Here is a 26,263-nt window from a genome sequence, read left to right as displayed (position 1 = left end):
TGGTCCACACCACCGGACCGGGTTTTGCGCTGCCTGTCGGCGTCCTGACGGTCAGGCGTAGTCCCCGACCAGCTCCGCGCCCGTGGCGTGGTCGCCGCGGTCGGTGATCTCGCCGGCCACCCAGGCCTCGACCCCGCGGTCGGCCAGCGTCGCCAGGGCCACGTCCGTGGACTCCTCGGGGACGATCGCGATCATGCCGACGCCCATGTTCAGGGTCTTCTCCAGCTCCAGACGCTCGACCGAGCCGGTCCTGCCGACGAGGTCGAAGATCGGGGCCGGGGTCCAGGTGGAGCGGTCGACGATCGCGTGCAGGTCGTCGGGGATCACGCGGGCCAGGTTGGCGGCCAGGCCACCACCGGTGACGTGCGAGTAGGCGTGCACGTCGGTGGTGCGCATCAGCGCCAGGCAGTCCAGCGAGTAGATCTTGGTGGGCTCCAGGAGCTCCTCGCCGAGCGTGCGGCCCAGCTCCTCGATCCGCGCGTCCAGGGACAGGCCGGCCTGGTTCAGCAGGACGTGCCGGACGAGCGAGTACCCGTTCGAGTGAAGACCGGAGGCCGCCATGGCGATGACCGCGTCACCCGTCCGGATGCGATCGGGACCCAGCAGCCGGTCGGCCTCCACGACGCCCGTACCGGCGCCGGCGACGTCGAAGTCGTCCGGGCCCAGCAGGCCCGGGTGCTCGGCCGTCTCGCCGCCCACCAGGGCGCAGCCGGCGAGGACACAGCCCTCGGCGATGCCCTTGACGATCGCGGCGACCCGCTCGGGGTGGACCTTGCCGACGCAGATGTAGTCGGTCATGAACAGCGGCTCGGCGCCGCACACCACGATGTCGTCCATGACCATCGCGACCAGGTCGTGGCCGATCGTGTCGTAGACGCCCAGCTGGCGCGCGATGTCCACCTTGGTGCCCACGCCGTCGGTGGCGGAGGCGAGCAGGGGACGCTCGTAGTTCTTGAGGGCGGAGGCGTCGAAGAGGCCGGCGAAACCGCCGAGGCCGCCGAGGACCTCGGGGCGCTGCGTCTTCTTCACCCACTCCTTCATCAGCTCTACGGCGCGGTCGCCCGCCTCGATGTCGACGCCGGCAGCCGCGTAGGAAGCGCCGGAGGATGTGCCCGTCGCCGGAGGTGACTGATCTGACTCAGCAGACATTGCCTGGGATCTTTCGGGTTGGGTTCTACGAGGCTTACGGGCGACGGATGGCGTCGGCCGCGGCCGTGGCTGCGGGGCCCGCGGCCAGCTCGGTCTCCAGGAGCTGCTTGCCGAGCAGCTCGGGGTCCGGGAGCTCCATCGGGTACTCGCCGTCGAAGCAGGCGCGGCACAGGTTCGGCTTGGCGATGGTGGTCGCCTCGATCATGCCGTCGATGGAGATGTACGCCAGGGAGTCGGCGCCGAGCGAGGTGCCGATCTCGTCGATCGTCATGCCGTTGGCGATGAGCTCCGCGCGGGTGGCGAAGTCGATGCCGAAGAAGCAGGGCCACTTGACCGGCGGCGAGGAGATCCGGATGTGGACCTCGGCGGCGCCCGCCTCGCGGAGCATGCGGACCAGGGCGCGCTGGGTGTTGCCGCGCACGATCGAGTCGTCGACGACGACCAGACGCTTGCCCTTGATGACTTCCTTCAGCGGGTTCAGCTTCAGCCGGATGCCGAGCTGCCGGATCGTCTGGGAGGGCTGGATGAACGTACGGCCGACGTACGCGTTCTTCACCAGGCCCGCGCCGAACGGGATGCCGGAGGCTTCCGCGTAGCCGATGGCGGCCGGGGTGCCGGACTCCGGAGTCGCTATGACCAGGTCCGCCTCGACCGGGGCTTCCTTCGCCAGCTTGCGGCCCATCTCCACGCGGGAGAGGTACACGTTGCGGCCGGCGATGTCGGTGTCGGGGCGCGCGAGGTAGACGTACTCGAAGACACAGCCCTTGGGCTTCGCTTCCGCGAATCGGGAGGTGCGCAGGCCGTTCTCGTCGATGGCGACGAACTCGCCCGGCTCGATCTCGCGGACGTAGGAGGCGCCGCAGATGTCGAGGGCGGCGGACTCCGAGGCGACGACCCAGCCGCGCTCCAGGCGGCCGAGGACCAGCGGGCGGATGCCCTGCGGGTCGCGGGCGGCGTACAGCGTGTGCTCGTCCATGAAGACGAGGGAGAACGCGCCACGCACCTGCGGAAGGACCGTGTGAGCGGCCTCCTCGATGGTCAGCGGCTTGCCGTCCTCGTCGACCTGGGCGGCCAGGAGGGCCGTCAGCAGGTCGGTGTCGTTGGTGGCGGCCACTCGGGTCGAGCGGCCGTTGGTGTCCTTCGGGAGGTCGGCGACCATCTCGGCGAGCTGCGCCGTGTTGACCAGGTTGCCGTTGTGGCCGAGCGCGATCGAGCCGTGCGCGGTGGCACGGAACGTCGGCTGGGCGTTCTCCCACACGGAGGCACCGGTGGTCGAGTAGCGGGCGTGTCCGACCGCGATGTGACCCTGGAGCGAACCGAGGGAGGTCTCGTCGAAGACCTGGGACACGAGGCCCATGTCCTTGAAGACGAGGATCTGGGAGCCGTTGCTGACCGCGATACCCGCGGATTCCTGGCCCCGATGCTGGAGGGCGTAGAGCCCGAAGTAAGTGAGCTTGGCGACCTCTTCACCCGGAGCCCAGACACCGAAGACGCCACACGCGTCCTGGGGGCCTTTCTCGCCGGGGAGCAGATCATGATTGAGTCGACCGTCACCACGTGGCACGTCCCCGAGTGTAGGCGAGGTCGACCACTGGTCCGAATTGGGGATACGGACCTTTAAGGGATCACTTGGCCGCGACCGCGTTGGTGGTTTTTCCGTTTTCGCTGGTCAGCGTGAGGGCGCGATGATCCAGTTCGTACCTCACCGTGCTGTCGAAGAAGCCCAGCAGGGTCTTCTCCGTCTTCATGAGTGAGGTGTCGCACACCATTCGGGTGGTGGCGGGAGCGCCCAGGGTGATATGTCCGTCGCGGACCGTGGCAGTCGCCGTCACCCTGTTGCAGCCGAGGCTGCCGGTCACCTTCCCGGTCTTCTTGTCGAAGCTGAGGTGGGCCTCACCGGTGGGAGCCGGCGAGGTGATGTTCCATCGGGTGCCGTAGAGCGGCGCGTCCTTCTCCTCGGTCAGCCGGACCCGGTCGCCGTCGTCGGTGGTGAGCGTGAGCCGGTCGCCGGTGACGTCGGTCTTCAGGGCACCGGCGGTCAGGGTGCGGGCGAGGGTCCTCTCGAAGGCCATGGGACCTTCCTCGCAGGCCATCTCCGTGGTCGTGGCGTCACTGAGCCGGAGGGTGCCGTCCCCGAAGGCGACCTTCGCGTTGAAGTGGTTGCAGCCGTAGTTGCCGGCCGCCTTGCCGTCCTCGATCGTGACGTCCGCCCCGGTGGGGGCCTTGTGGGTGGTGCCGTCCACGGTGACACTGTCGACGCTCCAGTGGATGCCGGTGACGGATCGCTCGGCGGCCACCGAACCGCCGTCGGCCTGTTCGGTCCCGCAGGCCGCGGCGAGCGGGAGGACGGTCAGGGCGGCGAGGGTCATTCGCTGCTTGTCCATGGCGATGGGACGGGTGAGGCGGGAGGCGGGTTCCCCCGTCACCCCATGAGGGGCAGCAGCCCGCCGAGATCCGCGCGCTCCCCGCTCGCGCTCACCTTGGCCTCCGCGACCGCGTCCTTCCAGGTCAGCCGCCCGGTCGCGAGCCTGATCCAGGTCAGCGGGTCGGTCTCGACGACGTTGGGCGGGGTGCCGCGGGTATGCCGGAGCCCCTCGACGCACTGCACCACGGCGTACGGCGGGATCCGCACCTCGGTCGAGCCGCCGGGGGCCTTCGCGGCGAGCGCGTCGGCGAGGAGACGGGTGCAGGCGGCCAGGGCCTGACGGTCGTGGGGGATGTCGAGGCCGGGGACGGAGGCGTTCAGGTCGTCGGTGTGGACGACGAGTTCGACGGTCCGGGTGACCAGGTAGTCGGCGAGGGTCATGGCGCCGGTGCGGCTGCCGATGAGCCGGTCGTCGGCGGCCCCGTCGAAGCTCTCGGTGAAGCGTTCCGCGGTGCGGGCGTAGAGGGCGTCGAGGTCGGGGTTGTCCTGGGCCAGCCGCCGGGTGCCGTCGTCGATGTCGGCGCCTCGGGACGCGGTGCTGGCGGGCCAGTCCAGGAGGGCGAGGGTGCGCTTCGGCGGCGCCTCGGCCTCGAGGGCGTTGCTGATGGCGCCGACGGCCATGGTGAGGTGCGCGGCGAGGTCGCGGACGGTCCAGTCGCCGAGGTGGGTGGGGCCGGCCAACTGCTCGGGGGTGAGGGTGCGTACGGCCTGTCGTACGTGCCCGAACTGCGTGAGCACCGCGGTGCGGATCTTGGCGGGGTCGTAGCTGCGGGTGCGCTTCTTGGCCGGTGGCATGGGGGCCAGCCTAGGCCTGTCGGACGGCGTATCCGGCGAGGCCCCCGGCGACCAACGCGAAGGCGCGCTCGGCCCGTTCGGCGGCGTCGGCGGCGACGTCGTCCACGCTCTCACCGGCGTCGATGCGCAGGTGGTGCTCCTCGATCAGGGCCTGGCGGGCGTGGGTGAGGGTGGCGGCGGCGATCAGCGCCAGGGTGCGGTCGCCGGTCTCCTCGGTGAGCAGGTCGGCGAGTTCCAGGCCGCCCTTCTCCGCCGAGACGTAGGCCCGGTCCCGCAGCACGGGCGTCGCCATGATCACCGAGCGGATCCGGCGGGCGAAGGGCTCGGCGTTCAGGCCGATCGAGGGGTCGCGGCCGTCGATCATCTCCAGGAACTGCCGGCGGACGGCGTCCACGGCGGACTCGCCCGGCTTCCGGTCGCGCACCGCACGGGCCGGATCGGAGAAGTGGTCCTCCATGGGCTTGAAGACCAGGTCCTCCTTCGTGCCGAAGTAGTTGAAGACGGTCATCTTGGAGACCTCGGCGGCGTCGGCGATCTCCTGCACGGAGACGGCGTCGAAGCCCTTCTCGTCGAACAGTGCCACCGCGGTCCGGTAGATCCGCAGCGCCGTCTGGAGCTTCTTGCGCTCGCGCAGCCCCATGCCCTCAGCAAAAGCCATGGCAGCACCTTACCAAGCGTCGCTGTACCAAGATGAAATTTGATCCTGGATGAAACATTGACTCAGTACACGATTCTCGGGCATGGTTCTGCCATGACCGAGACCCAGCCCCAGACCATGAGCGACATCCAGCGCAAGATCGGCTTCCTCGTCTGCCTCGCCACGATCGTGCTCGCCGTCCTGGACATGCAGATCGTGTCCGCGGCGACCGTCCCGATCGTCCGGGACCTCGACCCCGCCCACGGCATCGACAAGATCCCGTGGCTGGTCAGCGCCTTCTCGCTGGCCTCGGCCGCGGTGCTGCCGCTCTACGGCAGGCTCTGCGACACCCTCGGCGCCAAGCGGGTCTTCCTCGGGGCCGTCGGCACCTTCCTGTTCGGCTCGGCGCTGTGCGGGGCCGCCCAGTCCATCGGCCAGCTGATCGCCGCCCGGGCGGTGCAGGGCATCGGCGCCGGCGGACTGATGAGCGTGACGATGGTGGTGATCGCCCAGCTCAAGGAGCCCGGCAAGGAGAAGGACAGCAAGGGCGCCGGCATGGGCGGCATCGTCGCGGGCGGCGGCATGGCGCTCGGCCCGTGGATCGGCGGGGTGCTCTCCGACCACGCGAGCTGGCGCTGGATCTTCTACGTCAACCTGCCCATCGGCATCACGGTCCTCGCCCTGTCCGCGCTCGTCCTGAAACTCCCCCGGCACACCGAGCGGCACCGCATCGACTTCCTCGGCGCGGCCCTCGCCGCCGCCTTCTCCACCACGCTGCTGCTGGTCACCGAGTGGGGCGGCAAGGAGTACGACTGGACGTCCCCGCAGGTCATCGGGCTGGCGCTGGCCTCGGCGGTCTCCCTCGCGCTGTTCCTGCGCCGCCAGCGCACCGCCGCCGAACCGATCCTGCCGCTGTCCATGTTCCGGGTCCCGGAGCTGCGCTGGGGCTTCGCCATCCAGGGGCTCGTCGGGGCGGCCATGGTCGGCTCGATGTACTACGTGATGGTCTATCTCCAGGTGGTCCGGGGCATCGCGAGCTCCTCGGCGGGCCTGTACCTCATCCCGATGGCGATCGGCATGACGGTGGTCGGCATCGCCACCGGCAAGCTCACCGAACGCGGCTGGTCCGAGCGGACGTTCGTGATCACGGGGTCCGCCGTCACCGCCGTGGCCTTCCTCCTCCTGGCCACCACCGGCACCCACACCTCACTGTGGTGGCTACGCGCCGAACTGCTCCTCGTCGGTGCCGGGTTCGGTCAGCTGATCGGCCAGCTCATCCAGCTCGTGCAGTACGCGGCACCCCGTCACCAGCTCGGGGTCGCCACGACCGGCATCCGCTTCTTCCAGACCCTCGGCACGGCCCTGGGCGCCGCCCTGTTCGGCACCCTGATCAGCAGGCTGAGCGACGGCACGGACATGACGGAGTACGTCTCCGCCATGGACGCGGTGTTCCTGTGCGGGGCGGCACTGATGGCGCTGGGGGTGGTGCTGGCATTGCGGCTGCCGAAGGCGGGGGCCGCGTCCTCAGAGCCCGTCCCCGCTCGACGTGGGGACGATCACTCGTACGTGTGATCGGCTGCGAAAGCCGCCCCGCGGCGCTGGGAAGCAGGGCGAACCGGACGCGGTGCTCGCGCCCGATGCCCGGTACGACAAGCCGCCCGCATACGGCCAGGCAGAGATCCCGGTGTACCTACTGATCGACCGCGAACGCCCGCTGAACCAGCCGTCCGAGAAGAAGGCTTCGCCCGGAAGCAGATCATCCGGGCGGGGCCTTCCTCGTCGTACGACCGGCTACGCGAGCAGCGCCGGGATCGTCTCCTCGTGGGCCTTCTTCAGCTCCTCCAGGGAGAGCGTGAACTCGCCCTGGATCTCCACGGTTTCGCCGTCGACAACGCCGATGCGGGTGACCGGCAGGCCCCGCGCACCGCACATGTCGTTGAAGCGGACCTCCTCGGAGCGCGGCACAGCGACGACCGCGCGGCCCGCCGACTCGGAGAAGAGGAAGGTGAAGGCGTCGAGCCCGTCCGGGACGACCAGACGCGCGCCCTTGCCGCCGAGCAGCGCCGACTCCACGACCGCCTGGATCAGACCGCCGTCGGAGAGGTCGTGCGCCGAGTCGATCATGCCGTCGCGGGAGGCCGAGATCAGGATCTCCGCGAGGAGGCGCTCACGCTCCAGGTCCACCTTCGGGGGCAGGCCGCCGAGGTGGTCGTGGACGACCTGGGACCAGGCCGAGCCGCCGAACTCCTCACGCGTGTCGCCGAGGAGGTAGAGCAGCTGGCCCTCCTCCTGGAAGGCGACGGGCGTGCGGCGGGCCACGTCGTCGATGACGCCGAGGACGGCCACGACCGGGGTCGGGTGGATGGCGGCCTCGCCGGTCTGGTTGTAGAGCGAGACGTTGCCGCCGGTCACCGGGGTGCCCAACTGCTGGCAGGCGTCGGCGAGACCACGGATGGCCTCCGCGAACTGCCACATCACGGCCGGGTCCTCGGGCGAGCCGAAGTTCAGGCAGTCGGAGACCGCGAGCGGCTTGGCGCCGGTGGTGGCGACGTTGCGGTAGGCCTCCGACAGCGCCAACTGGGCGCCCGCGTACGGGTCCAGCTTCGCGTAACGGCCGTTGCCGTCCGTCGCGATGGCGACGCCGAGGCCGGTCTCCTCGTCGATGCGGATCATGCCCGAGTCCTCGGGCTGGGCCAGCACCGTGTTGCCCTGCACGAAGTGGTCGTACTGGGACGTGATCCACTTCTTGGAGGCCTGGTTCGGGGACGAGACCAGCTTCAGGACCTGCTGCTTCAGCTCTTCCGACGTCGCGGGCCGCGGCAGCTTGTTGGCGTCGTCCGCCTGGAGCTCGTCCTGCCAGGACGGGCGGGCGTACGGGCGCTCGTAGACCGGGCCGTCGTGCGCGACCGTGCGCGGGTCGACGTCGACGATCTTGCCGCCGTGCCAGAAGATCTCGAGGCGGTCGCCGTCCGTGACCTCACCGATCACCGTGGCGATGACGTCCCACTTGTCGCAGATCTCCAGGAAGCGGTCGACCTTCTCCGGCTCCACGACCGCGCACATGCGTTCCTGCGACTCGCTCATGAGGATTTCCTCGGGAGAGAGGGTCGAGTCACGCAGGGGAACGTCGTCCAGGGTCACGCGCATGCCGCCGGAGCCGTTGGAGGCGAGCTCGGAGGTGGCGCAGGACAGACCGGCCGCGCCGAGGTCCTGGATGCCGACGACCAGCTTCTCCTTGAAGGCCTCCAGGGTGCACTCGATGAGGAGCTTCTCCTGGAAGGGGTCGCCGACCTGGACGGCCGGACGCTTCGAGGGCTTGGCGTCGTCGAAGGTCTCGGAGGCCAGGATCGAGGCGCCGCCGATGCCGTCGCCGCCGGTCCGGGCCCCGTACAGGATGACCTTGTTGCCCGCGCCGGACGCCTTGGCGAGGTGGATGTCCTCGTGCCGCATCACACCGATGGCACCGGCGTTGACCAGCGGGTTGCCCTGGTAGCAGGCGTCGAAGACGACCTCGCCGCCGATGTTGGGCAGGCCCAGGCAGTTGCCGTAGCCGCCGATGCCGGCGACGACACCCGGCAGGACGCGCTTGGTGTCGGGGTGGTCGGCGGCGCCGAAGCGCAGCGGGTCGACCACGGCGACCGGGCGGGCGCCCATCGCGATGATGTCGCGGACGATGCCGCCCACGCCCGTGGCCGCACCCTGGTAGGGCTCGACGTAGGAGGGGTGGTTGTGCGACTCCACCTTGAAGGTCACGGCGTAACCCTGGCCGACGTCCACGACGCCCGCGTTCTCGCCGATGCCGACGAGGAGGGCGTCGCTCTGCGGGGCCTTCTCGCCGAACTGGCGGAGGTGGACCTTGGAGGACTTGTAGGAGCAGTGCTCGGACCACATGACCGAGTACATGGCGAGCTCGGCACCGGTGGGCCGGCGGCCGAGGATCTCCACGACCCGCTCGTACTCGTCCTTCTTCAGACCGAGTTCGGCCCAGGGCAGCTCGACGTCGGGGGTCGCGGCCGCGTGCTCGACCGTGTCCAGAGGCGTCCGGCTCATGCGTTGACCAGCTTCTTGAGGATCGAGGTGAAGAAGGGGAGGCCGTCGGTGCGGCCCGACCCGATGAGCGGCTCGACGGCGTGCTCCGGGTGCGGCATGAGGCCCACGACGTTGCCGGCCTCGTTGGTGATGCCGGCGATGTCGCGCAGCGAGCCGTTCGGGTTGAAGTCGACGTACCGGAAGGCGACGCGGCCCTCGGCCTCGAGCTTGTCGAGGGTGTACTCGTCGGCGACGTACCGGCCGTCCATGTTCTTCAGCGGGATGTGGATCTCCTGGCCGGCGCTGTAGTCGACCGTCCACGCACTGGAGGTGTTCTCCACCCGCAGCTTCTGGTCGCGGCAGATGAAGTGCAGGTGGTCGTTGCCGAGCATCCCGCCCGGGAGGAGGTGGGCCTCCGTGAGGATCTGGAAGCCGTTGCAGATGCCGAGGACCGGGAGGCCGGCCTTCGCCTGCTCGATGACCGTCTCCATCACCGGCGAGAAGCGGGAGATGGCGCCGGCCCGCAGATAGTCGCCGTAGGAGAAACCACCCGGGAGGACGACCGCGTCCACCTGGTGCAGGTCCTTGTCCTTGTGCCAGAGGGCGACCGGTTCGGCGCCCGCGAGGCGGATCGCGCGCTGGGTGTCCCGGTCGTCGAGACTCCCCGGGAAAGTGACGACGCCAATACGAGCGGTCACTTCGCGGCCTCCGCGACTTCTTCCACCTTCACCGTGAAGTCCTCGATCACGGTGTTGGCGAGGAAGGATTCCGCAAGATCATGGATGCGGGCGAGCGCGGTCTCGTCGACCGGCCCGTCAACTTCCAGTTCGAAACGCTTTCCCTGACGGACGTCCGAGATGCCTTCGAAACCCAGACGCGGCAGTGCGCGCTGCACCGCCTGGCCCTGGGGGTCGAGGATCTCCGGCTTGAGCATGACGTCGACTACGACGCGTGCCACTGGCACTCCCGGTGTGTGGTGCTGAGCAAGGTTCCTGCGGGTGTCCTCCAACAGGTGTCTTCAGACTACCCGCACAAAATTTCTACGCGCGTTGACTTGTAGGAAGCTACGTGACCCCAGTCACGATCCGGTATCAGGGGCGGCGTTCACCAAAATTTCCAGGAAAGATCCGCGATCGACACCCGATACCTATTGCGCTCGGACACGCCAAAGGATTTAGTCGGGCTTCACAATGCATTGTCGGGCACTGTACAAATGAATTGGCAAAGTGCCGTACGAAGGGACCGATATTCGTGGCGCAGAAGGTCGTGGTCACTCTCTTTGACGACATCGACGGCTCGGAAGCGGCGGAAACGATCGCCTTCGGACTCGACGGCAAGTCGTACGAGATCGACCTGAATCAGGTGAATGCCGAGAAACTGCGTAAGGCCCTCGAGCCCTACGTGGAAGCAGGCCGGAAGCGTTCCCGGTCCGGCAAGGCGTACAAGCAGACCGAGGTCGCTCCCGACCCGGCGGCGGTCCGCGCCTGGGCCCAGGCGAACAAGATGGACGTGCCGGCCCGCGGCCGCATCCCCAAGAAGGTCTACGAGGCGTTCGCCGAGGCGCAGTAGCCCCGTCGACGCCCGGTCACCCGCCCCTCGGGACAACCGACTTGCGCTGCACCCCTCCTGGTCGGCTAGAGTCTGGAGCACGCCGAGGGGCGGGGACGGAAAAGCCCAGCCCACGGAGTACATGCGGGTGTAGTTCAGTAGCAGAACATCCCCCTTCCAGGGGGAAGGCGCAGTGTGCAATTCCTGTCACCCGCTCTGCATCGCCGGTCTGATCCCTCTTGTGGATCAGGTAGGATGGTGCTCGCGCCGGTCGGTGAGAGCCGATCGGATGCAATGCGAACGTAGCTCAGTTGGTAGAGCGCAACCTTGCCAAGGTTGAGGTCGCGAGTTCGAACCTCGTCGTTCGCTCTTGATGAAAGCCCCCCGGCTTCTGCCGGGGGGCTTCTTCGTGTGCGCAGTGCCTGCGGAGCACTGCCGAGTGCCTCTGACATTTGTCATCCCGAGTGATGACAGCGCGCACTCCTTCCGGGCCCGTGGCGCCGGGACGCTTGCCTCATGGACAACACGAACGTGATTGAGGTCACCGACCTGCGACGCGTCTACGGGGGCGGGTTCGAGGCGGTCCGCGGGATCAGCTTCTCCGTGGCCCGCGGCGAGGTCTTCGCCCTGCTCGGCACCAACGGGGCCGGCAAGACGTCCACGGTCGAGCTGCTGGAAGGGCTCGCGCCGCCGGCCGGGGGCCGGGTGCGGGTGCTCGGCCATGATCCCTACGCCGAGCGGGCCGCCGTACGGCCGCGGACCGGCGTGATGCTCCAGGAGGGCGGGTTCCCGTCCGAGCTCACCGTCGCCGAGACCGCGCGGATGTGGGCGGGGTGCGTGAGCGGGGCGCGGCCGCCCGTCGAGGCGCTGGAGCTCGTCGGGCTCGCGCGCCGGAGCGACGTACGTGTGAAACAGCTGTCCGGGGGCGAGCGGCGGCGGCTGGATCTCGCGCTCGCGCTGCTCGGGCGGCCCGAGGTGCTGTTCCTGGACGAGCCGACGACCGGGCTCGACGCCGAGGGCCGCCGGGACACCTGGGAACTGGTGCGGGCGCTGCGCGACGGCGGTACGACCGTGCTGCTGACCACGCACTATCTGGAGGAGGCCGAGGGCCTCGCCGACCGGCTCGCCATCCTGCACGAGGGGCGGATCGCGGTCACCGGGACCCCCGCCGAGGTGACGGCCGGGCAGCCCTCGCGGATCTCCTTCGAGCTGCCCCAGGGGTACTTCGTGGGCGATCTGCCACCACTCGGGGAGCTGGGGGTGCTCTCCCACGAGGTCGACGGGCGGGTCGTACGGCTGCGGACGCGGGAGTTGCAGCGGGTGGCCACGGAAGTGCTGGTGTGGGCGTCGGGGGCGGGGGTCGAGCTGCGGGGGCTCGATGTGCGGTCGGCCTCGCTGGAGGAGGCGTTCCTGGGGATCGCGGCTCAGGAGGTCAGGGCATGAGCGTCGTGGTCGATCGGATGGCGGCAGGCCGGGTGAAGGCCCTCGCGCGGGCCGAGCTGACCCTCTTCGGGCGCAGCAAGGGCATGATCGTCACCGCGGTGTTCGTGCCGCTGGTGCTGCCGGTGAGCGTGCGGACCGTGGCCGAGGACATGGACCTGAAGGGCACCGGGCTCGATGTCGGGACGGTGGTGCTGCCGGGGGCGATCGGGTTCTCGCTGCTGTTCGCGGTGTACTCGGCGCTGGTCGGCGTCTTCGTCGCGCGGCGCGAGGAACTCGTCCTCAAGCGGCTGCGGACGGGAGAGCTGCGGGACAGCGAGATCCTCGCCGGGACCGCGCTGCCGGCCTTGACGACGGGGTTCGTGCAGTCCCTGGTGCTGGTCGCGGCCTGCACCGCCCTGCTCGACGTCCCGGCTCCGAAGGCACCGCATCTCGCCGTCCTGGGCCTCCTGCTGGGGCTCGCGGTCAGTGCCCTGCTGGCCGCCGTCACCGCGGGTTTCACCCGGACCGTGGAGAGCGCCCAGGTCACGGCGTTGCCGCTGGTGCTGGTCGCCATGGTGGGGTCCGGGATCACCGTCCCGCTGGAGCTGCTGCCGGACCGGATGGCCTCGGTGTGCGAGCTGCTGCCGCTGACCCCGGTGATCACGCTGATCCGCGGCGGCTGGACCGGCGAGCTCAGCGTGTACGAGACGATCGGGCCGGTGCTGACCGCGCTGGCCTGGGCGGCGGCAGGGGTGTTTGCTGTAGGGCGGTGGTTCCGGTGGGAGCCGAGGCGCTGAGGTACGGGGGAAGGGTGAGCATGCCCGGGGGCTGGTGGGGGCGGAAGAGCACGCCGGCGAAGGTGGAGACGTACACGCGGTGGTCGTTCCACGCCTTCGCGCTGGCCGAGCTGGCGTCGGTCGGGCTGCCGCTCGTCGGCGGCGGGGTGCCGGGCTGGCTCGCGGCCCTGCTGCTGGTGCTGGTGGTCGGGCACGCCGTGATCTGTGCCGTGACCGCGTCCCGGACGCTGGACTGGACCCTGGGCCGGCGTGAGCAGCCCGTCCACACGCTGTGGACATTCGGCGCGCTCACCACCGTCGTCGCCGTCACGGCGATCGCCGTCGCGGAGCGCGGACCGAGCGGGGACGACGTCGACACGGCCGCGGGCTCGATCTTCGCGGTCGTCCTGATCTTCGGCGCCGGCGTGCTCGCGATGGGGCTGCCCGACCGGCGGCATGTGTACGGCGTCGTCACGGGCTTCGCGGTGGGCTCGGGTCTCCTGGCCCTCCCGATGGGGCGTTCGGGCACCGCCGCCCTGCTGACGAGCCTGGCCGTGCTGCTGGGTGCCGGGTTCCTCGCCTTCACCTCCGCCTTCTCCGCCTGGCTCCTCAACGCCTTCTACGAACTCGACGAGGCCCGCGAGACCCGCGCGCGGCTCGCCGTCGCCGAGGAACGGCTGCGGTTCGGGCGCGATCTGCACGACGTCATGGGCCGCAACCTCGCGGTGATCTCGCTGAAGAGCGAGCTCGCCGTGCAGCTGGCCCGGCGGGGACGGCCCGAGGCCGAGGAGCAGATGATCGAGGTGCAGCGCATCGCGCAGGAGTCGCAGCGCGAGGTGCGGGAGGTCGTACGCGGGTATCGGGAGGCCGACCTGGGGGTCGAACTCAGCGGAGCCCAGGGGGTGTTGGCGGCTGCCGGGATCGAGTGCACGGTCAGCGGGGAGGCGGCCGGGCTGCCGCTGGACGTGCAGTCGGCGCTCGGCTGGGTGGTCCGGGAGGCGACGACGAACGTCCTGCGGCACGGGGACGCCCGGCGGTGCACGGTGTCCGTACGGAGGTCGGAGGACGGTGTGGTGCTGACGGTGGAGAACGACGGGGCCGCCGGTCCGTCCGGACCGGGCGGGTCCGGGCTCGCCGGGCTGCGGGAGCGGCTGGCGGCGGTGGACGGGACGTTGGAGGCGGGGGCCGTGCGGGAGGGTGTGTTCCGGTTGGTGGCGCAGGTGCCGATGGTGACCGAGGTGGCCTCGTGACCGTACGGCTGTTGCTGGCCGACGACGAGCATCTGATCCGCGGGGCGCTGGCCGCGCTGCTCTCGATGGAGGACGATCTGGTGGTCGTCGCCGAGGCCGCGTCCGGGCCCGAGGCGCTGGCGATGGCCCGGGCGCACGAGCCGGATGTGGCGGTGCTCGATCTGCAGATGCCGGGGGCGGACGGTGTGAAGGTCGCCACATCGCTGCGGACCGAACTGCCCGGTTGCCGGGTGCTGATCGTGACCAGTCACGGCCGGCCCGGGCATCTGAAGCGGGCCCTTGAGGCGGGTGTGCGGGGGTTCGTCCCCAAGACGGTGAGCGCGCAGAAGCTCGCCGAGATCATCCGCACGGTGCACGACGGAAACCGTTACGTCGACCCCGAGTTGGCCGCCGACGCGATCTCCGCCGGAGACTCGCCGCTGACCGCGCGTGAGGCCGAGGTGCTGGAACTCGCCGCCGACGGGGCGCCCGTCGCGGAGATCGCCGAGCGGGCCGCGCTGTCCCAGGGGACGGTACGGAACTATCTGTCGTCGGCCGTCTCGAAGCTCGGGGCGGAGAACCGGCACACCGCCGTGCGTCTCGCGCGCGAGCGAGGTTGGGTATAGTAGGCATCGCGCTTCGGCGCAGTGCGAACGTAGCTCAGTTGGTAGAGCGCAACCTTGCCAAGGTTGAGGTCGCGAGTTCGAACCTCGTCGTTCGCTCTTGATCAAAGCCCCCCGGCTTCGGCCGGGGGGCTTTTTCATGCGGTCAGCTCCAGCTCGTGCCCGTCAGGCGCTCGTACGCCTCGATGTACTTGGCGCGCGTGCGGTCCACGACCTCCTGCGGCAGCGCGGGCGGCGGCTGCTCGCTCTTGCGGTCCCAGCCGGAGGCCGCCGAGGTCAGCCAGTCCCGCACGAACTGCTTGTCGTACGACGGCTGCGCGTGCCCCGGCTCCCACGACTCGGCCGGCCAGAAGCGGGAGGAGTCCGGGGTGAGGACCTCGTCGCCGATGACGAGGGTGCCGCCGTCGAAGCCGAACTCGAACTTGGTGTCCGCGAGCAGGATGCCCCGGTCCCGGGCGATGTCCCGGCCGCGCGTGTAGACGGCGAGGGTGGCCTGGCGCAGCTGGGCGGCGGTGTCGGCGCCGACCTGACGGGCGACCTCCTCGTACGACACGTTCTCGTCGTGCTCGCCGACCGCGGCCTTGGTGGCCGGGGTGAAGATCGGGGCGGGCAGCTCGCTGCCGTCGGACAGGCCCTCGGGGAGGGCGAGGCCGCAGACCGTACGCGACTCGTTGTACTCGACCAGGCCGGAGCCGGTGAGATAGCCGCGGGCCACGCACTCGACCGGGACCATCTGGAGCGACTTGCAGACCACCGTGCGGCCCGCCCAGTCGGCGGGGGCGCCCTCGGGGAGGTCGGTGCTGATGATGTGGTTGGGGATCAGGTCGGCGAGCTGGTCGAACCACCACAGGGAGAGCTGCGTGAGGACCCGGCCCTTGTCGGGGATCTCGGTGGGCAGCACCCAGTCGTACGCGGAGATACGGTCGCTGGCGACCATCACGAGGTCGCCCGCCTCGTTCTGGTACAGCTCGCGCACCTTGCCGGTGTGGAGATGCACCAAGCCCGGCACCTGGATCGGCTCGGGCTTTTCTACGAATCCGGACACGGTTCCTCCCCGTGGTTGAACAAAAGGGGCGCCCGAAGGGCTCGAGTAGGGCGGTGGTGGGCGACGGGCGGGCCAACGGGTCGATTGTCCCTTATAGGCGGCTGGCCTCCGACCTGGGGTCAGTCACGCTTGCAGATGCGGTCCAGGAGGTTGGCGGTGGCGCGCTGGACGCGGGGGTCCACATGGCCCGGGCGGTCCAGGGACGGGGACCAGGCGAACGTCCCCGACGCGAAGACCAAGGCGCCCGAGGGGGCGCGGTAGAGGGACGTCTCCTGGTGACGGAGGGCGCCCTCGGTGTCGGTGTACGGGGAGTGCGCGAGCAGGATGCGGTCGTCGTGGGCGGGGAGCGGGGTGCGCGGGAAGTAGCGGTCGGCCTCGCCGGCGACCAGGCCCTCGATGGCGTCGCCGTCATGGGCGCCGGTCGCCTCCCACAGCCAGTGGTCGGCGTTGCGCACGATCAGGGGGTGGGGCTCGGGGACCTGGCCCGCGTACTGGATGCCGATCAGCTCCTGCTCGGGGCGGTCGATCTCGCGCCACAGCACCGGGCGGCCGGGGCCCTTGCGCTTGCGGCAGGTCAGCAGCCGGTCGGGGACGCCCGACGGGGACGGGCCCAACTCCACCTGCCAGTACATGGTGTTGGCGGAGAGGAAGACCAGGGACGTGCCGTGGTCGCGGGCGCGCTCCACGGTGCGGCGCATGTTCGCCGACCAGTACTCGTCGTGGCCCGGGAAGACCAGACCGCGGTAGCGGGTGGGGTCGACGCGGCCGGAGTGCAGGTCGCGGGCGTCGGCGTAGGCGAGGTCGTAGCCGTAGCGCTCGGCCCAGCGGATGAAGTCGTAGGCGTGGCCCACGTGGAGGGGCAGGCCCGCGCCCGCGTAGGGGCGGTCGAAGGAGACCGTCGTCGCGGCGTCGGACTCGCCGAGGAGACGGCCCTCCTCGTCCCACGCGTGGTAGAGGCTCGCGCCGGTGCGGCCATCCTCCGGGTAGAGGTTGTACGCCTGCCACGTCACGTCCGGGAGGAGCAGGAGCAGGTCGGCCGGCTGGTCGTGGCGGACCGTGAAGGGGACGTGGGAGCGGTAGCCGTCGGCGGTGGTGAGGACGGCCACGTACGCGCCGATGCCCCAGTACGAGGGGATCTGGAGGCGCCAGCTCAGCCACCAGTGGTGACAGGAGACCGTGCGGTCCGCGGTGAGCGGCGGGGGCTGGACGATGCCGGAGAGGCGGGGGCTGGTGGTGATCTTCGCGGCGCCGTCACCGCCGTAGTGGCCGATGCGGTAGACGTCGACGCTGAACTCCTGGGGCGGGTCGACGGTGATGTGGAAGTCGATGGCCTCACCCGGGGCGACCGCGCCGGTGGAGGCGAAGCCCTTGATCTGGCGGCGGACGTCGTCGGCCGCGCGGGGGCCGCCGGCCGAGCGGGGGGTGGGGATGCGGGTGCCTCGGGCCGGTGTGGCGGGGGGCTGCTGCGGTGCGTCCACGTACCAGGGGACGACCTGGCCCGTGTCGCCGAAGTACGTCTCGCTGCCCCGGAGCCAGGGGAGGGGGCCCTGGCCGAAGGGGTCCGTCACGGCGTGCGCCAGGGCTCCCGACTCCCAGCGGCGGATCGGCTCCGGACCCATGGCTGCTCCCCTCCCTCGTACCCCCGTGTGGTTGTGCGTGTCTTATGTCGCAAGCCTTTGCCATGTGCGCGATCGGTCCCAGCACATCACATAACGCGCGCAGGCTGTCACTATTCGTTGCGAATTGGCCGAAAGTGGAATCAGGGGTTCCGATCCGGTCGCCTCAGACCAGGCGGAGCGGCTTCTCCGGGCGTATCCCTGCCTGGGTCAGCCAGTGGCGCAGGGGGACGGGGTCGCCGTCCTCGATGAGGCTGAGGACCCCGGGGGCGAGGTCCGGGGTCCGCTCTCCGTTGATGAGGAGGGTCGGGCCGTCCAGCCAGTCCAGGCCGGGGGTGGCACCGGCGGTGTCCATCGCGGCGCAGCAGACCATCGCCGTGACGTGGTCGGTGAGGAGTTCGCGGGCGGTGCGCGGGGGCTGGAGCGGGAAGAGGGGGAGGGTGGCGTCGTCCCAGGGCAGGGGCGGGGGCTGGGTGTCGGGAGCCTTTGCCTCGGGGGCCGTGGACTCCTCGCGGGCGAGCTCGGTGGTGAGGGCCGCGGCGAGGGTGTGGGTGCGCTCGCTGCCGGGTTCGGACTCGCCGTCCTCGCCTTCGACATCGACAGCGACATCGGCGGGGACGGGGGCGGCGGTGTCCGGCGGGGTGGCCAGGTAGTCCAGGACCCTCGACAGGGTGGGACCCGCCGTGGCCGGGGTGGCGGGGTCCGGGGTGTGGTGGATGCCCTGGGCGTCCAGGACGCGGTGGAGGCGGGCGGCGTCCAGGCGCCACTTCCGGTCCACGACCTCTTCCGGGTACTCCTGCCAGGTGACCGGGGCCCAGTCCGGGCCGGTTTCGGCGGGGCCGCCGTGGAACAGGCGGGCAGCGAGGAGGGAGGCCGCCTCGTCGATCGCGCCGGGTTCCTCCAGCAGGTCGCAGGCCGGGCGCTCGCCCAGGCGGGAGGCGAAGCCCTCGGCCAGCCGGTCGCGGCGGGACAGCTCCGTGAGGGCGGCCACCACTCCGGCGTCCAGCCGGGAGGGCCAGCGACCCATGCGCCAGGCGGGCAGCGCGACGCGGGTCAGAAGCCGGTCCCAGCCCGCGTACGCCAGGCCCACCTGCTCCTGCGCGACGATCCGCAGTCCGTAGTCCACCGCCTGCGCGCGCTCGGCGGCCGCGGCGGCCACCCCGCGTTCCATCAGCGCCGCGTGCTCCCGGCAGCCGCGCAGCAGCAGCCGCGCCACCCAGCCGACGCCCGCGCACACCCCGCGGGTCAGCCGGCAGCGGGCGGACGTCGAGGAGACGGCCACCGCGGCGTCCAGACCGCGCACGAAACGGCGGGCCGCGGCTATGTCCGGGTGGGCCGAGGGGCCCGTACCGGCGACGACCGGGGCGAGGACGGCGCGCAGCTCGCCCACGCGCATCCACCACAGGAACGGGGAGCCGATGACGAGGACGGGGGCGGCTGTCGTACGGCGGTGCGCGCCGCGGGCGCCGGTGAGCTCGTCACGGTCGGTCTGCGGGGGCGGGCCGTGGGCCGGGTGGGTGCGGTCCTCCAGCCAGCTGTCGCAGTCCGGGGTGAGCGCTATCGCGGAGGGGGCGGGGACGTCGAGGCGGTCGGCCAGGTCGCGGACCATGCGGTACAGGTCCGGGGCGGACTCCTCGGCGATCGGGACCGTCGGGCTCACCGCGGGGCGGGCGCGCGCGACGACCAGGGCGATGCCGGCGGCGGCGAGCAGGACGAGGGCGGCGAGCGGGGTGACGGTCCAGCGGGCGGCATGCCAGCCGGGGCCGACGAGATGGCCGGTCGTGTCGCCCGCGTACAGCACCACGGCGACCGCGGCGGGCAGCAGTGCGACGGCCAGCGCGCGGCTGCGGATGCGCAGCACGGCGAGAGCCCGGGAACGAGCGGCCTGTGCTCCTGCCTCCACACCCATACCGGTCACGACCGGAGTCGCCCCCTCCCTGCTGTCCTGGCGTTGCTCATTCCCCCACTGTGGCACCCACCACCGACATCGCAATGCCGGTGGGCCAAGTGCCGGAACGCTTGCGCCGCACCCTAGTTGGGGCCTCGGTCCCCGTCAGCCGTTAAAGACATCGGTCACTCGATGGAATGGCTTTGGGGAAAGGTGGATGACGGACAGCGATGATCAGGCCTTGGATCTTGACTTGGATTCAGTCACGTTCGGGGCGAGCGAAAGCCGCAGGCCCCGAATCCAGAGACGGATTCGGGGCCTGCTCGGTTCATCGGGTCCCGGGGTCGGGCTGCGCCGGTTCAGGCGCCGGACGCGGCCTTCGCGGCGATGTCCGTGCGGTGCTGGGAGCCGTCGAGGTGGATGCGGCCGACGGCGGTGTACGCCCGGTCGCGGGCCTCGTTCAGGTCCCTGCCGGTCGCGGTGACGGACAGGACGCGGCCGCCCGCGCTGACCACGGCGTCGCCGTCGTGCTTGGTGCCCGCGTGCAGGACGTAGGCGTGCGGGGCGTCCTCGGCGGCCACCGCGTCCAGGCCCGTGATCGGGTCGCCGGTGCGCGGGGTGCCGGGGTAGTTGTGCGAGGCGATGACCACGGTGACCGCAGCGTCCTCGCTCCAGCGCAGCGGCGGCAGGTCGGCGAGGTCACCCTTGGCGGCGGCCAGCAGCAGGCCGGCCAGCGGGGTCTTCAGGCGGGCCAGGACCACCTGGGTCTCGGGGTCGCCGAAGCGGGCGTTGAACTCGATGACGCGGACGCCGCGGCTCGTGATCGCGAGACCGGCGTAGAGGAGCCCCGAGAAGGGGGTGCCACGACGGCGCATCTCGTCGACGGTCGGCTGGAGGACGGTGTCGAGGACCTCCTCGACCAGCTTCGGGTCCGCCCACGGCAGCGGGGAGTACGCGCCCATGCCGCCGGTGTTCGGGCCCTCGTCGCCGTCCAGCGCGCGCTTGAAGTCCTGGGCGGGCTGGAGGGGGACGACGGTCTCGCCGTCGGTGACGGCGAAGAGGGAGACCTCGGGGCCGTCGAGGAACTCCTCGATGACGACGCGGTCGCAGGCGTTGGCGTGCGCCTTGGCGGCCTCCAGGTCGGACGTCACGACCACGCCCTTGCCGGCGGCGAGACCGTCGTCCTTGACGACGTACGGGGCGCCGAAGGCGTCGAGGGCCTCGTCGACCTCCTCGGGCGTCGTGCAGACGTAGGAGCGGGCGGTCGGCACTCCGGCGCCGGCCATCACGTCCTTGGCGAAGGCCTTGGAGCCCTCGAGCTGCGCGGCCTCCTTGGAGGGGCCGAAGACCGGGATGCCCAGCTCGCGCACGGCGTCGGCGACACCGGCGACGAGCGGTGCCTCCGGGCCTACGACGACCAGCTCGGCGCCGAGCTCACCGGCCAGCGCGGCGACGGCCTTGCCGTCCAGGGCGTCGACCTGGTGCAGCTCGGCGACCTCGGCGATGCCGGCGTTGCCGGGGGCGCAGTACAGCGCGGTGACGTCGGGGTCGAGGGACAGGGAGCGGCACAGGGCGTGTTCGCGGGCGCCGCTGCCGATGACGAGGACCTTCACGGGGTTCAGGGTAACCGGCGCGGGGAGTGCGGCTTTGTGCGGGTTGCTGAGGAGAGGGGCGGGAGGTGCCTGTACGTTCCTCCAACTCGCGGCCGAGGTTGCCGGGGCCGGGCTCGGTGTCCCGTGCGTCCTCGGGTTCGCCGCCCTACTCGTTCGTGAACTCCTCCATCACCGTCGCCCCCAGCTCCCGCACGATCAGTTCGCGGCCGGAGAGGGCCGACTCGTTGAGGTCTGGGTCGTCGTCCTCCGGGATGTCGTCCTCGGGGGCGACCGGGGGCGGTTCCGGGGCGGAGGGCCGGGGCGCCGGGGCGGAGGGTGCCGACGCCGGGGGTGTCGACGGGGTCGGGGTGGCGGCTGCCGCGGGGGTGGGCTGGGGGGACTGGGGGCGTTGCGCGGGGGCGGCCGGGGTGCCGTACGCGCCGGGGGCGCCGCCACCGCCGTAGCCGCCGTTGAAGTTCTGCGCGCCGCCGGTCGGCGCGGCCGCCGAGCCGCCCGACGCGTCGACGATCGCCTCGATCTTCCACTGGACGCCGAACTGTTCGCCCAGCGCCTGCTTCAGGACGTCCTCGCTGCCGCTGCTGACGAAGTTGTCACGGGCGCCGGCGTTGACGAAGCCGAGCTGGAGGGTGGTGCCGTCGAAGCCGGCCACCTGGGCGTTCTGGCTGAGCAGGATCCAGGTGAAGCGGCGGCGGTTCTTGACGGCCTCCAGGATGTTCGGCCAGAGCATGCGGGGGTCAAGGCCGCCGGCCGGGGGGGCGTAGGCCGCCGCGGCCGCGGGGGGTGCCGACTGCGGGGCGGGTGCCGGGGCCGCGGTGGGCTGGGGTGCCGCGGGGGCGCCGGCGCCCGGTGCGGCTGCGGGCTGGCCGCCGCCGCCCGCCGGGGTGGCCGTGGGCCAGCCGCCGGGGCGCCGGCCGCCACCGGCGGGGGTGGCCGTGGGCCATGCGCCGGGGGCGGGGGTACCGGTGGGGGCGGCGGGCGGGGCGACGGGCGCGGAAGCGATGGGGGGTTCCTGAGCCGTCGGCTGAACCGGCGGCGGCGCCGAGGGGGCCGTCGGCTGAGCTGCCGGAACCGGCTGCACGGGCTGCACCGGCTGCACCGGCTGGTCCGCGGGCCCTCCCGCGCCCGCGGGGCCTGCGCCTCCCCCTCCGCCTCGCACCGCCGCTCGCGCCGCCGCCGCGCCGCCGCCCGGCGGGATCGCGCCGCCGCCCGGCGGGATCGGGGCGGCCGCGGGGGCGTGGGCGTCGGGGCCGGGGACGTAGCCCATCGCGGGTGCGGCCACGCCACCGGCGGCGTGGCCACCGGAGAAGTTGACGCCTCGCTCCAGGCGGTCGAGGCGGGCCATCACCGACCGCTCGTCTCCATAGGCGGCCGGCAGCAGCACGCGGGCGCAGATCAGCTCGAGCTGCAGCCGGGGGGACGTGGCGCCCCGCATCTCCGTGAGGCCCTCGTTGACGAGGTCGGCGGCGCGGCTGAGCTCGGCCGGTCCGAAGGTGGCTGCCTGGGCCTGCATCCGTTCCAGGACGTCGGCCGGGGCGTCGATGAGCCCCGTCTCGGTGGCGTCCGGGACGGCGGCGAGGATCACGAGGTCACGGAGGCGCTCCAGCAGGTCCGCGACGAAGCGACGCGGGTCGTTGCCGCCTTCGATGATCCGGTCCACGACCTCGAAGGCGGCGGCGCCGTCACCGGTGGCGAAGGCCTCGACGACGGAGTCCAGGAGGGAGCCGTCCGTGTAGCCGAGGAGGGAGGTGGCCATGGCATAGGTCACACCCTCTTCCCGGGCGCCGGCGAGGAGCTGGTCCATGACGGACATGGAGTCACGCACGGAACCCTGACCGGCGCGGACGACGAGCGGGAGCACGCCCTCCTCGACGGGGATGTTCTCCTTGCCGCACACCTCGCCGAGGTAGTCGCGCAGGGTGCCGGGGGGCACGAGCCGGAACGGGTAGTGGTGGGTCCGCGACCGGATCGTCCCGATGACCTTCTCGGGCTCCGTGGTGGCGAAGATGAACTTGAGGTGCTCCGGGGGCTCCTCGACGACCTTCAGCAGTGCGTTGAAGCCGGCCGACGTGACCATGTGGGCCTCGTCGATGATGTAGATCTTGTACCGGCTGCTCGCGGGCCCGAAGAAGGCCTTCTCGCGCAGCTCACGGGCGTCGTCCACACCACCGTGGGACGCGGCGTCGATCTCGATGACGTCGATGGAACCCGGGCCGTTCCTGGCCAGGTCCCGGCACGACTGGCACTCGCCGCACGGGGTCGGCGTGGGACCCTGCTCACAGTTCAGACAGCGGGCCAGGATGCGCGCGCTCGTCGTCTTGCCGCAACCGCGCGGACCGCTGAACAGGTACGCGTGATTGACCCGGTTGTTCCGCAGCGCCTGCTGCAACGGGTCGGTGACATGCTCCTGCCCGATGACCTCGGCGAACGACTCCGGGCGATAGCGGCGGTACAGCGCGAGAGACGACACGCATACGAGGTTATAGGCGCCCACTGACAACCCGGCCCCGCCCGTCCGCTCCACCGGGAACGCAAGCGCCCCCCACGCACCCGCCAGAGCCGACCTACCCTTGCTGCCTTCCGGCCCTGGGGGAGTTCAGTCAGATAGCGCCGCGTGAGGGGCTGCCCAAACAGTACCCGATGGCCGGGGGTGGGAACGAGTTCGCGAGCACTCCTCAACGTCTTGTATTGTTTGCGGCGGAGGATTCGCCTAGAGGCCTAGGGCGCACGCTTGGAAAGCGTGTTGGGGGCAACCCCTCACGAGTTCGAATCTCGTATCCTCCGCCAGTGCCTCACCGGGCACGATGTCGAAGGGCCCCACCGTTCGCGGTGGGGCCCTTCGACGTTTCTGGTTGCGGATGTGGCCCGGAGAGGCAGGGCGTAATCTGGGCATTCATCCTGGACCGCGCCCGCTGGGCGTGAAGTCCCGCGTGCCTCCCGCTCATTGCTCCGTGGCTGGGGTGCGCCTGGACAAGCGGAGGATCTGCGATGGGTACAGTCACGACCGACGACGGCACCACGATCTTCTACAAGGACTGGGGTCCTCGCGACGGGGAGCCGATCGTCTTCCACCACGGGTGGCCGCTGAGCGCCGACGACTGGGACAACCAGATGTTGTTCTTCCTGGCGCAGGGCTACCGGGTCATCGCCCACGACCGCCGTGGCCACGGACGCTCCACCCAGACCGCGACCGGCCACGACATGGACACCTACGCCGCGGACGTGACCGCCCTGACCGACGCACTCGACCTGCGGGGCGCCGTGCACATCGGTCACTCCACCGGCGGTGGCGAGGTGGCCCGCTACGTCGCCCGCGCCCGGCCCGGCCGGGTCTCCAAGGCGGTCCTGGTCGGCGCGGTGCCACCGCTGATGCTGAAGACGGAGGCCAACCCGGGCGGCCTGCCGATGGAGGTCTTCGACGGCTTCCGTGCGGGCGTCGCCGCCAACCGGGCCCAGTTCTTCGTCGACATTCCCTCGGGGCCGTTCTACGGCTTCAACCGTCCCGGCGCGCAGGTGTCGCAGGGTTTGATCGACAACTGGTGGCGCCAGGGCATGATGGGCGCGGCGAACGCGCACTACGAGTGCGTCGCGGCGTTCTCCGAGACCGACTTCACCGAGGACCTGCGGCGGATCGAGGTGCCCGTCCTCGTCGCGCACGGGACCGACGACCAGGTCGTCCCGTACGACGACTCGGCACCCCTGACGGTCGAGCTCCTGAAGAACGGGACCCTCAAGACCTACGAGGGCTATCCGCACGGGATGCTGTCGACGCACCCCGAGGTCCTCAACCCGGACATCCTCGCGTTCATCCGTTCCTGACCCGCGCTCGGGCCGCCGCTGACGCTGCTCGTCAGCGGCGGCCCGCGGTCGCCTCAGGACACCGGTGCCGGTTCCCCTTCCGGTTCCGGCTGGCGTTGGGTCGGCAGGGAGATGTCCTGCCGCTCCCATGCCCTAGTGGTGCGGAGGTAGCCGTAGATGACGGAACCCATCGCCAGCAGGATCAGCGGGCCGTACAGCCACGGGAGGCGGGCCAGTTCCGTCGGGAGGAAGCGGTACGACAGGAGGAGGGCCGTGAAGATCGTCGTGCCGTAGGTGACCAGGTGGGTCGCCGAGCGGTCCCAGCCGCGGGCCTGGGCGCGCAGGGCCGCCTCGATCGTGAGCGTGAAGACCACGCCGGCCACGAGGTCGGTGCCGTAGTGCCAGCCGAAGCCGAGGGTCGCGGCGAGGGTGGCGATCAGCCAGAACGTGCCCGCCCAGCGCAGCGCGCGCGGGCCTTGGCGGGAGTGGATGAAGATCGCGGTGGCCCAGGCCGTGTGCAGGCTCGGCATGCAGTTGCGGGGGGTGAGCTCGTCGAACGGGATGGCGTGCGGGTCCGTGAGCGGGGGTGGCGTGTTCGGCCAGAAGTCGCCCACCGACCACTGCGCGGTGGCGGGCGTGTGGGTCCACAGGCCGACCGGCTGCCAGTGCTCGATGCCCGTGCCGTAGGCGAAGATCGGGCCGACCACCGGGAAGATCATGTAGATGCCCGGTCCGAGCAGGCCGATGACCAGGAAGGTGCGCACCAGGTGGTGGCGCGGGAAGCGGCGCTCGGCCGCCACGTTGCGCAGCCCGTAGAGAGAGACCAGGACGGCGGCCACGGCCAGCTGGCCGTAGACCAGGTCCAGGACGTGGGCGCCGAGCGGGCCGGTGGCCTTGAGCATGCGGCCGGCCACCCAGGACGGGTCGCCCAGGGCACGGTCGGCGACCGCCACGTACGGGTCGAGGACCATCGGGCGGGCCTTGGCGGTGATGAGCAGCCAGGTGTCGCCCGTCTTACGGCCCGCCACCAGGAGCAGCGCGAGGCCCACGCCCTTCAGCAGCAGGAGGCGTTCGGCGCCGGTGCGGCGGGTCAGCGCGATGACGCCGAAACCCAGGACGACCCACAGCGCGCCGTTGCCGAAGGGGTGGCCGCCGTGCAGGCCGCTGCCCGTCGCCCAGCGCAGCAGCAGCAGAACGGCGTCGATGCCGAGGGCGACACCGAGTGCGCGGAAGCGCTCCCGCCGGGTGAGCACCACCATCATCAGCGCCAGCGCGCCGTACAGCAGGAAGCCCGACTTGGGCGGCAGGATCACCTCCTTGACCTGGGTGGTCAGCGGTCCCGGCAGGCCGTAGTGGCGTGCAGTGATCTCCATCGCGATGAGGAAGCCGAGGGTCACCGCACCCGCCGCGGTCCACAGGATCGTCTGTGGGCGGCGCCACGCGGCGGACGTGGATCTTCGTCGTATTCGCGGGAGCGGGTGGTCCCGCGGCTCTCCAGGTATCAATGGGCCGGCCGATTTCTTGGACGTGGGTGCGGACGGGCGTGGGTGCGGGCGGATGTCGGACGGGCGTCTTGCGGTGTTGGGCCGTCGCTCATCGTAAGTTCAAAGACCCCCACCCTTCAGAGGGCCCGGCAGGGAAACCGGTTCGGGCCCGCCGCGTCCGTGCGGTCG

At 71.1% G+C, this 26,263-nt stretch carries 21 protein-coding genes, 4 tRNA genes and 1 other RNA gene; 11 read left to right on the top strand and 15 right to left on the bottom strand.

What is annotated here, in order from left to right; translation table 11 throughout:
• Positions 1 to 51: 51 nt before the first annotated feature.
• The 5 genes from purM to ACFUO4_RS34445 form a co-directional block, all read right to left on the bottom strand.
• Positions 52 to 1,149: a phosphoribosylformylglycinamidine cyclo-ligase gene (gene purM / locus ACFUO4_RS34465; RefSeq protein ID WP_079310185.1), complete on the bottom strand. Its 1,098-nt coding sequence runs from the start codon at positions 1,147 to 1,149 to the stop codon at positions 52 to 54.
• Positions 1,150 to 1,183: 34 nt separating this feature from the next.
• A complete protein-coding gene (gene purF / locus ACFUO4_RS34460) occupies positions 1,184 to 2,713 on the bottom strand; it encodes an amidophosphoribosyltransferase (RefSeq protein ID WP_079310184.1) in 1,530 nt (509 codons plus the stop codon).
• 61 nt (positions 2,714 to 2,774) lie between these two features.
• A complete protein-coding gene (locus ACFUO4_RS34455; protein ID WP_383492172.1) occupies positions 2,775 to 3,533 on the bottom strand; it encodes an META domain-containing protein in 759 nt (252 codons plus the stop codon).
• 38 nt (positions 3,534 to 3,571) lie between these two features.
• On the bottom strand, positions 3,572 to 4,369 hold the full coding sequence (locus ACFUO4_RS34450; protein WP_079310183.1) for a maleylpyruvate isomerase family mycothiol-dependent enzyme: 798 nt from the start codon (positions 4,367 to 4,369) through the stop codon (positions 3,572 to 3,574).
• Positions 4,370 to 4,379: 10 nt separating this feature from the next.
• Positions 4,380 to 5,027 (bottom strand): TetR/AcrR family transcriptional regulator, encoded by a 648-nt coding sequence (locus tag ACFUO4_RS34445; RefSeq protein ID WP_079310182.1) that lies wholly within the window; start codon positions 5,025 to 5,027, stop codon positions 4,380 to 4,382.
• Positions 5,028 to 5,120: 93 nt separating this feature from the next.
• On the opposite strand from ACFUO4_RS34445, the gene ACFUO4_RS34440 reads away from it, so the two are divergent.
• On the top strand, positions 5,121 to 6,578 hold the full coding sequence (locus ACFUO4_RS34440) for an MFS transporter (RefSeq protein WP_383492167.1): 1,458 nt from the start codon (positions 5,121 to 5,123) through the stop codon (positions 6,576 to 6,578).
• A gap of 219 nt (positions 6,579 to 6,797) precedes the next feature.
• On the opposite strand, the gene purL is transcribed toward ACFUO4_RS34440, so the two are convergent.
• The 3 genes from purL to purS are packed head-to-tail and all read right to left on the bottom strand — an operon-like array spanning position 6,798 to position 9,993.
• Entirely contained in the window at positions 6,798 to 9,056 is a 2,259-nt protein-coding gene (purL, locus tag ACFUO4_RS34435) for a phosphoribosylformylglycinamidine synthase subunit PurL (protein ID WP_383492164.1), read from the bottom strand.
• Positions 9,053 to 9,733, bottom strand: a complete 681-nt coding sequence (gene purQ / locus ACFUO4_RS34430) for a phosphoribosylformylglycinamidine synthase subunit PurQ (RefSeq protein ID WP_079310179.1) — start codon at positions 9,731 to 9,733, stop codon at positions 9,053 to 9,055. The genes purL and purQ overlap by 4 nt, the downstream gene beginning before the upstream one ends.
• A complete protein-coding gene (purS, locus tag ACFUO4_RS34425) occupies positions 9,730 to 9,993 on the bottom strand; it encodes a phosphoribosylformylglycinamidine synthase subunit PurS (protein WP_383492161.1) in 264 nt (87 codons plus the stop codon). The genes purQ and purS overlap by 4 nt, the downstream gene beginning before the upstream one ends.
• Before the next feature lie 293 nt (positions 9,994 to 10,286).
• On the opposite strand from purS, the gene ACFUO4_RS34420 reads away from it, so the two are divergent.
• From ACFUO4_RS34420 to ACFUO4_RS34385, 8 genes are all read left to right on the top strand, one after another.
• Complete coding sequence (locus ACFUO4_RS34420; RefSeq protein ID WP_059194499.1) at positions 10,287 to 10,604, top strand: Lsr2 family protein; 318 nt, start codon at positions 10,287 to 10,289, stop codon at positions 10,602 to 10,604.
• Between the two features lie 123 nt (positions 10,605 to 10,727).
• Positions 10,728 to 10,799, top strand: a tRNA-Gly gene (locus ACFUO4_RS34415).
• A gap of 80 nt (positions 10,800 to 10,879) precedes the next feature.
• A tRNA-Gly gene (locus tag ACFUO4_RS34410) sits at positions 10,880 to 10,952 on the top strand.
• Positions 10,953 to 11,099: 147 nt separating this feature from the next.
• Positions 11,100 to 12,026 (top strand): ABC transporter ATP-binding protein, encoded by a 927-nt coding sequence (locus tag ACFUO4_RS34405; protein WP_383492158.1) that lies wholly within the window; start codon positions 11,100 to 11,102, stop codon positions 12,024 to 12,026.
• Positions 12,023 to 12,802: an ABC transporter permease gene (locus tag ACFUO4_RS34400; RefSeq protein ID WP_383492155.1), complete on the top strand. Its 780-nt coding sequence runs from the start codon at positions 12,023 to 12,025 to the stop codon at positions 12,800 to 12,802. Before ACFUO4_RS34405 ends, ACFUO4_RS34400 begins: the two co-directional genes overlap by 4 nt.
• A 20-nt stretch (positions 12,803 to 12,822) precedes the next feature.
• On the top strand, positions 12,823 to 14,031 hold the full coding sequence (locus tag ACFUO4_RS34395; RefSeq protein ID WP_383492277.1) for a sensor histidine kinase: 1,209 nt from the start codon (positions 12,823 to 12,825) through the stop codon (positions 14,029 to 14,031).
• Positions 14,028 to 14,636 (top strand): response regulator transcription factor, encoded by a 609-nt coding sequence (locus ACFUO4_RS34390; protein ID WP_079310175.1) that lies wholly within the window; start codon positions 14,028 to 14,030, stop codon positions 14,634 to 14,636. Before ACFUO4_RS34395 ends, ACFUO4_RS34390 begins: the two co-directional genes overlap by 4 nt.
• A 23-nt stretch (positions 14,637 to 14,659) precedes the next feature.
• Positions 14,660 to 14,732 (top strand) — tRNA-Gly (locus ACFUO4_RS34385).
• A 46-nt stretch (positions 14,733 to 14,778) separates the two neighbouring features.
• Here the strand turns inward: ACFUO4_RS34385 and ACFUO4_RS34380 are convergent.
• From ACFUO4_RS34380 to ffs, 6 genes are all read right to left on the bottom strand, one after another.
• Complete coding sequence (locus ACFUO4_RS34380) at positions 14,779 to 15,678, bottom strand: phosphoribosylaminoimidazolesuccinocarboxamide synthase (RefSeq protein WP_383492152.1); 900 nt, start codon at positions 15,676 to 15,678, stop codon at positions 14,779 to 14,781.
• A 119-nt stretch (positions 15,679 to 15,797) separates the two neighbouring features.
• Positions 15,798 to 17,297, bottom strand: coding sequence for a N,N-dimethylformamidase beta subunit family domain-containing protein (locus tag ACFUO4_RS34375; protein WP_383492149.1), 1,500 nt, complete (start codon positions 17,295 to 17,297; stop codon positions 15,798 to 15,800).
• Positions 17,298 to 17,460: 163 nt separating this feature from the next.
• Positions 17,461 to 19,203 (bottom strand): hypothetical protein, encoded by a 1,743-nt coding sequence (locus ACFUO4_RS34370; RefSeq protein WP_383492274.1) that lies wholly within the window; start codon positions 19,201 to 19,203, stop codon positions 17,461 to 17,463.
• 338 nt (positions 19,204 to 19,541) lie between these two features.
• Positions 19,542 to 20,795: a phosphoribosylamine--glycine ligase gene (gene purD / locus ACFUO4_RS34365; RefSeq protein ID WP_383492146.1), complete on the bottom strand. Its 1,254-nt coding sequence runs from the start codon at positions 20,793 to 20,795 to the stop codon at positions 19,542 to 19,544.
• A 145-nt stretch (positions 20,796 to 20,940) separates the two neighbouring features.
• A complete protein-coding gene (locus ACFUO4_RS34360; RefSeq protein ID WP_383492143.1) occupies positions 20,941 to 23,262 on the bottom strand; it encodes a DNA polymerase III subunit gamma and tau in 2,322 nt (773 codons plus the stop codon).
• A gap of 58 nt (positions 23,263 to 23,320) precedes the next feature.
• Positions 23,321 to 23,419, bottom strand: an RNA gene (gene ffs / locus ACFUO4_RS34355) — signal recognition particle sRNA small type.
• Between the two features lie 72 nt (positions 23,420 to 23,491).
• Between ffs and ACFUO4_RS34350 the strand changes: the two genes are divergently transcribed.
• Positions 23,492 to 23,579, top strand: a tRNA-Ser gene (locus ACFUO4_RS34350).
• Positions 23,580 to 23,780: 201 nt separating this feature from the next.
• Positions 23,781 to 24,611 carry an alpha/beta fold hydrolase gene (locus tag ACFUO4_RS34345; protein ID WP_079309042.1) on the top strand — a complete coding sequence of 277 codons (831 nt, stop codon included), beginning with the start codon at positions 23,781 to 23,783 and terminating at the stop codon, positions 24,609 to 24,611.
• Positions 24,612 to 24,664: 53 nt separating this feature from the next.
• Here the strand turns inward: ACFUO4_RS34345 and ACFUO4_RS34340 are convergent, their stop codons facing one another.
• Positions 24,665 to 26,011: a phosphatase PAP2 family protein gene (locus ACFUO4_RS34340; RefSeq protein ID WP_079309102.1), complete on the bottom strand. Its 1,347-nt coding sequence runs from the start codon at positions 26,009 to 26,011 to the stop codon at positions 24,665 to 24,667.
• Positions 26,012 to 26,263: the final 252 nt, after the last annotated feature.

Origin of the sequence: Streptomyces sp. NPDC057280, from assembly GCF_042668605.1 — a bacterium.
GTDB lineage: Bacteria > Actinomycetota > Actinomycetes > Streptomycetales > Streptomycetaceae > Streptomyces.
Note: the sequence above shows the minus strand (reverse complement) of the source record. Positions and strands in the feature narration are given on the sequence as shown.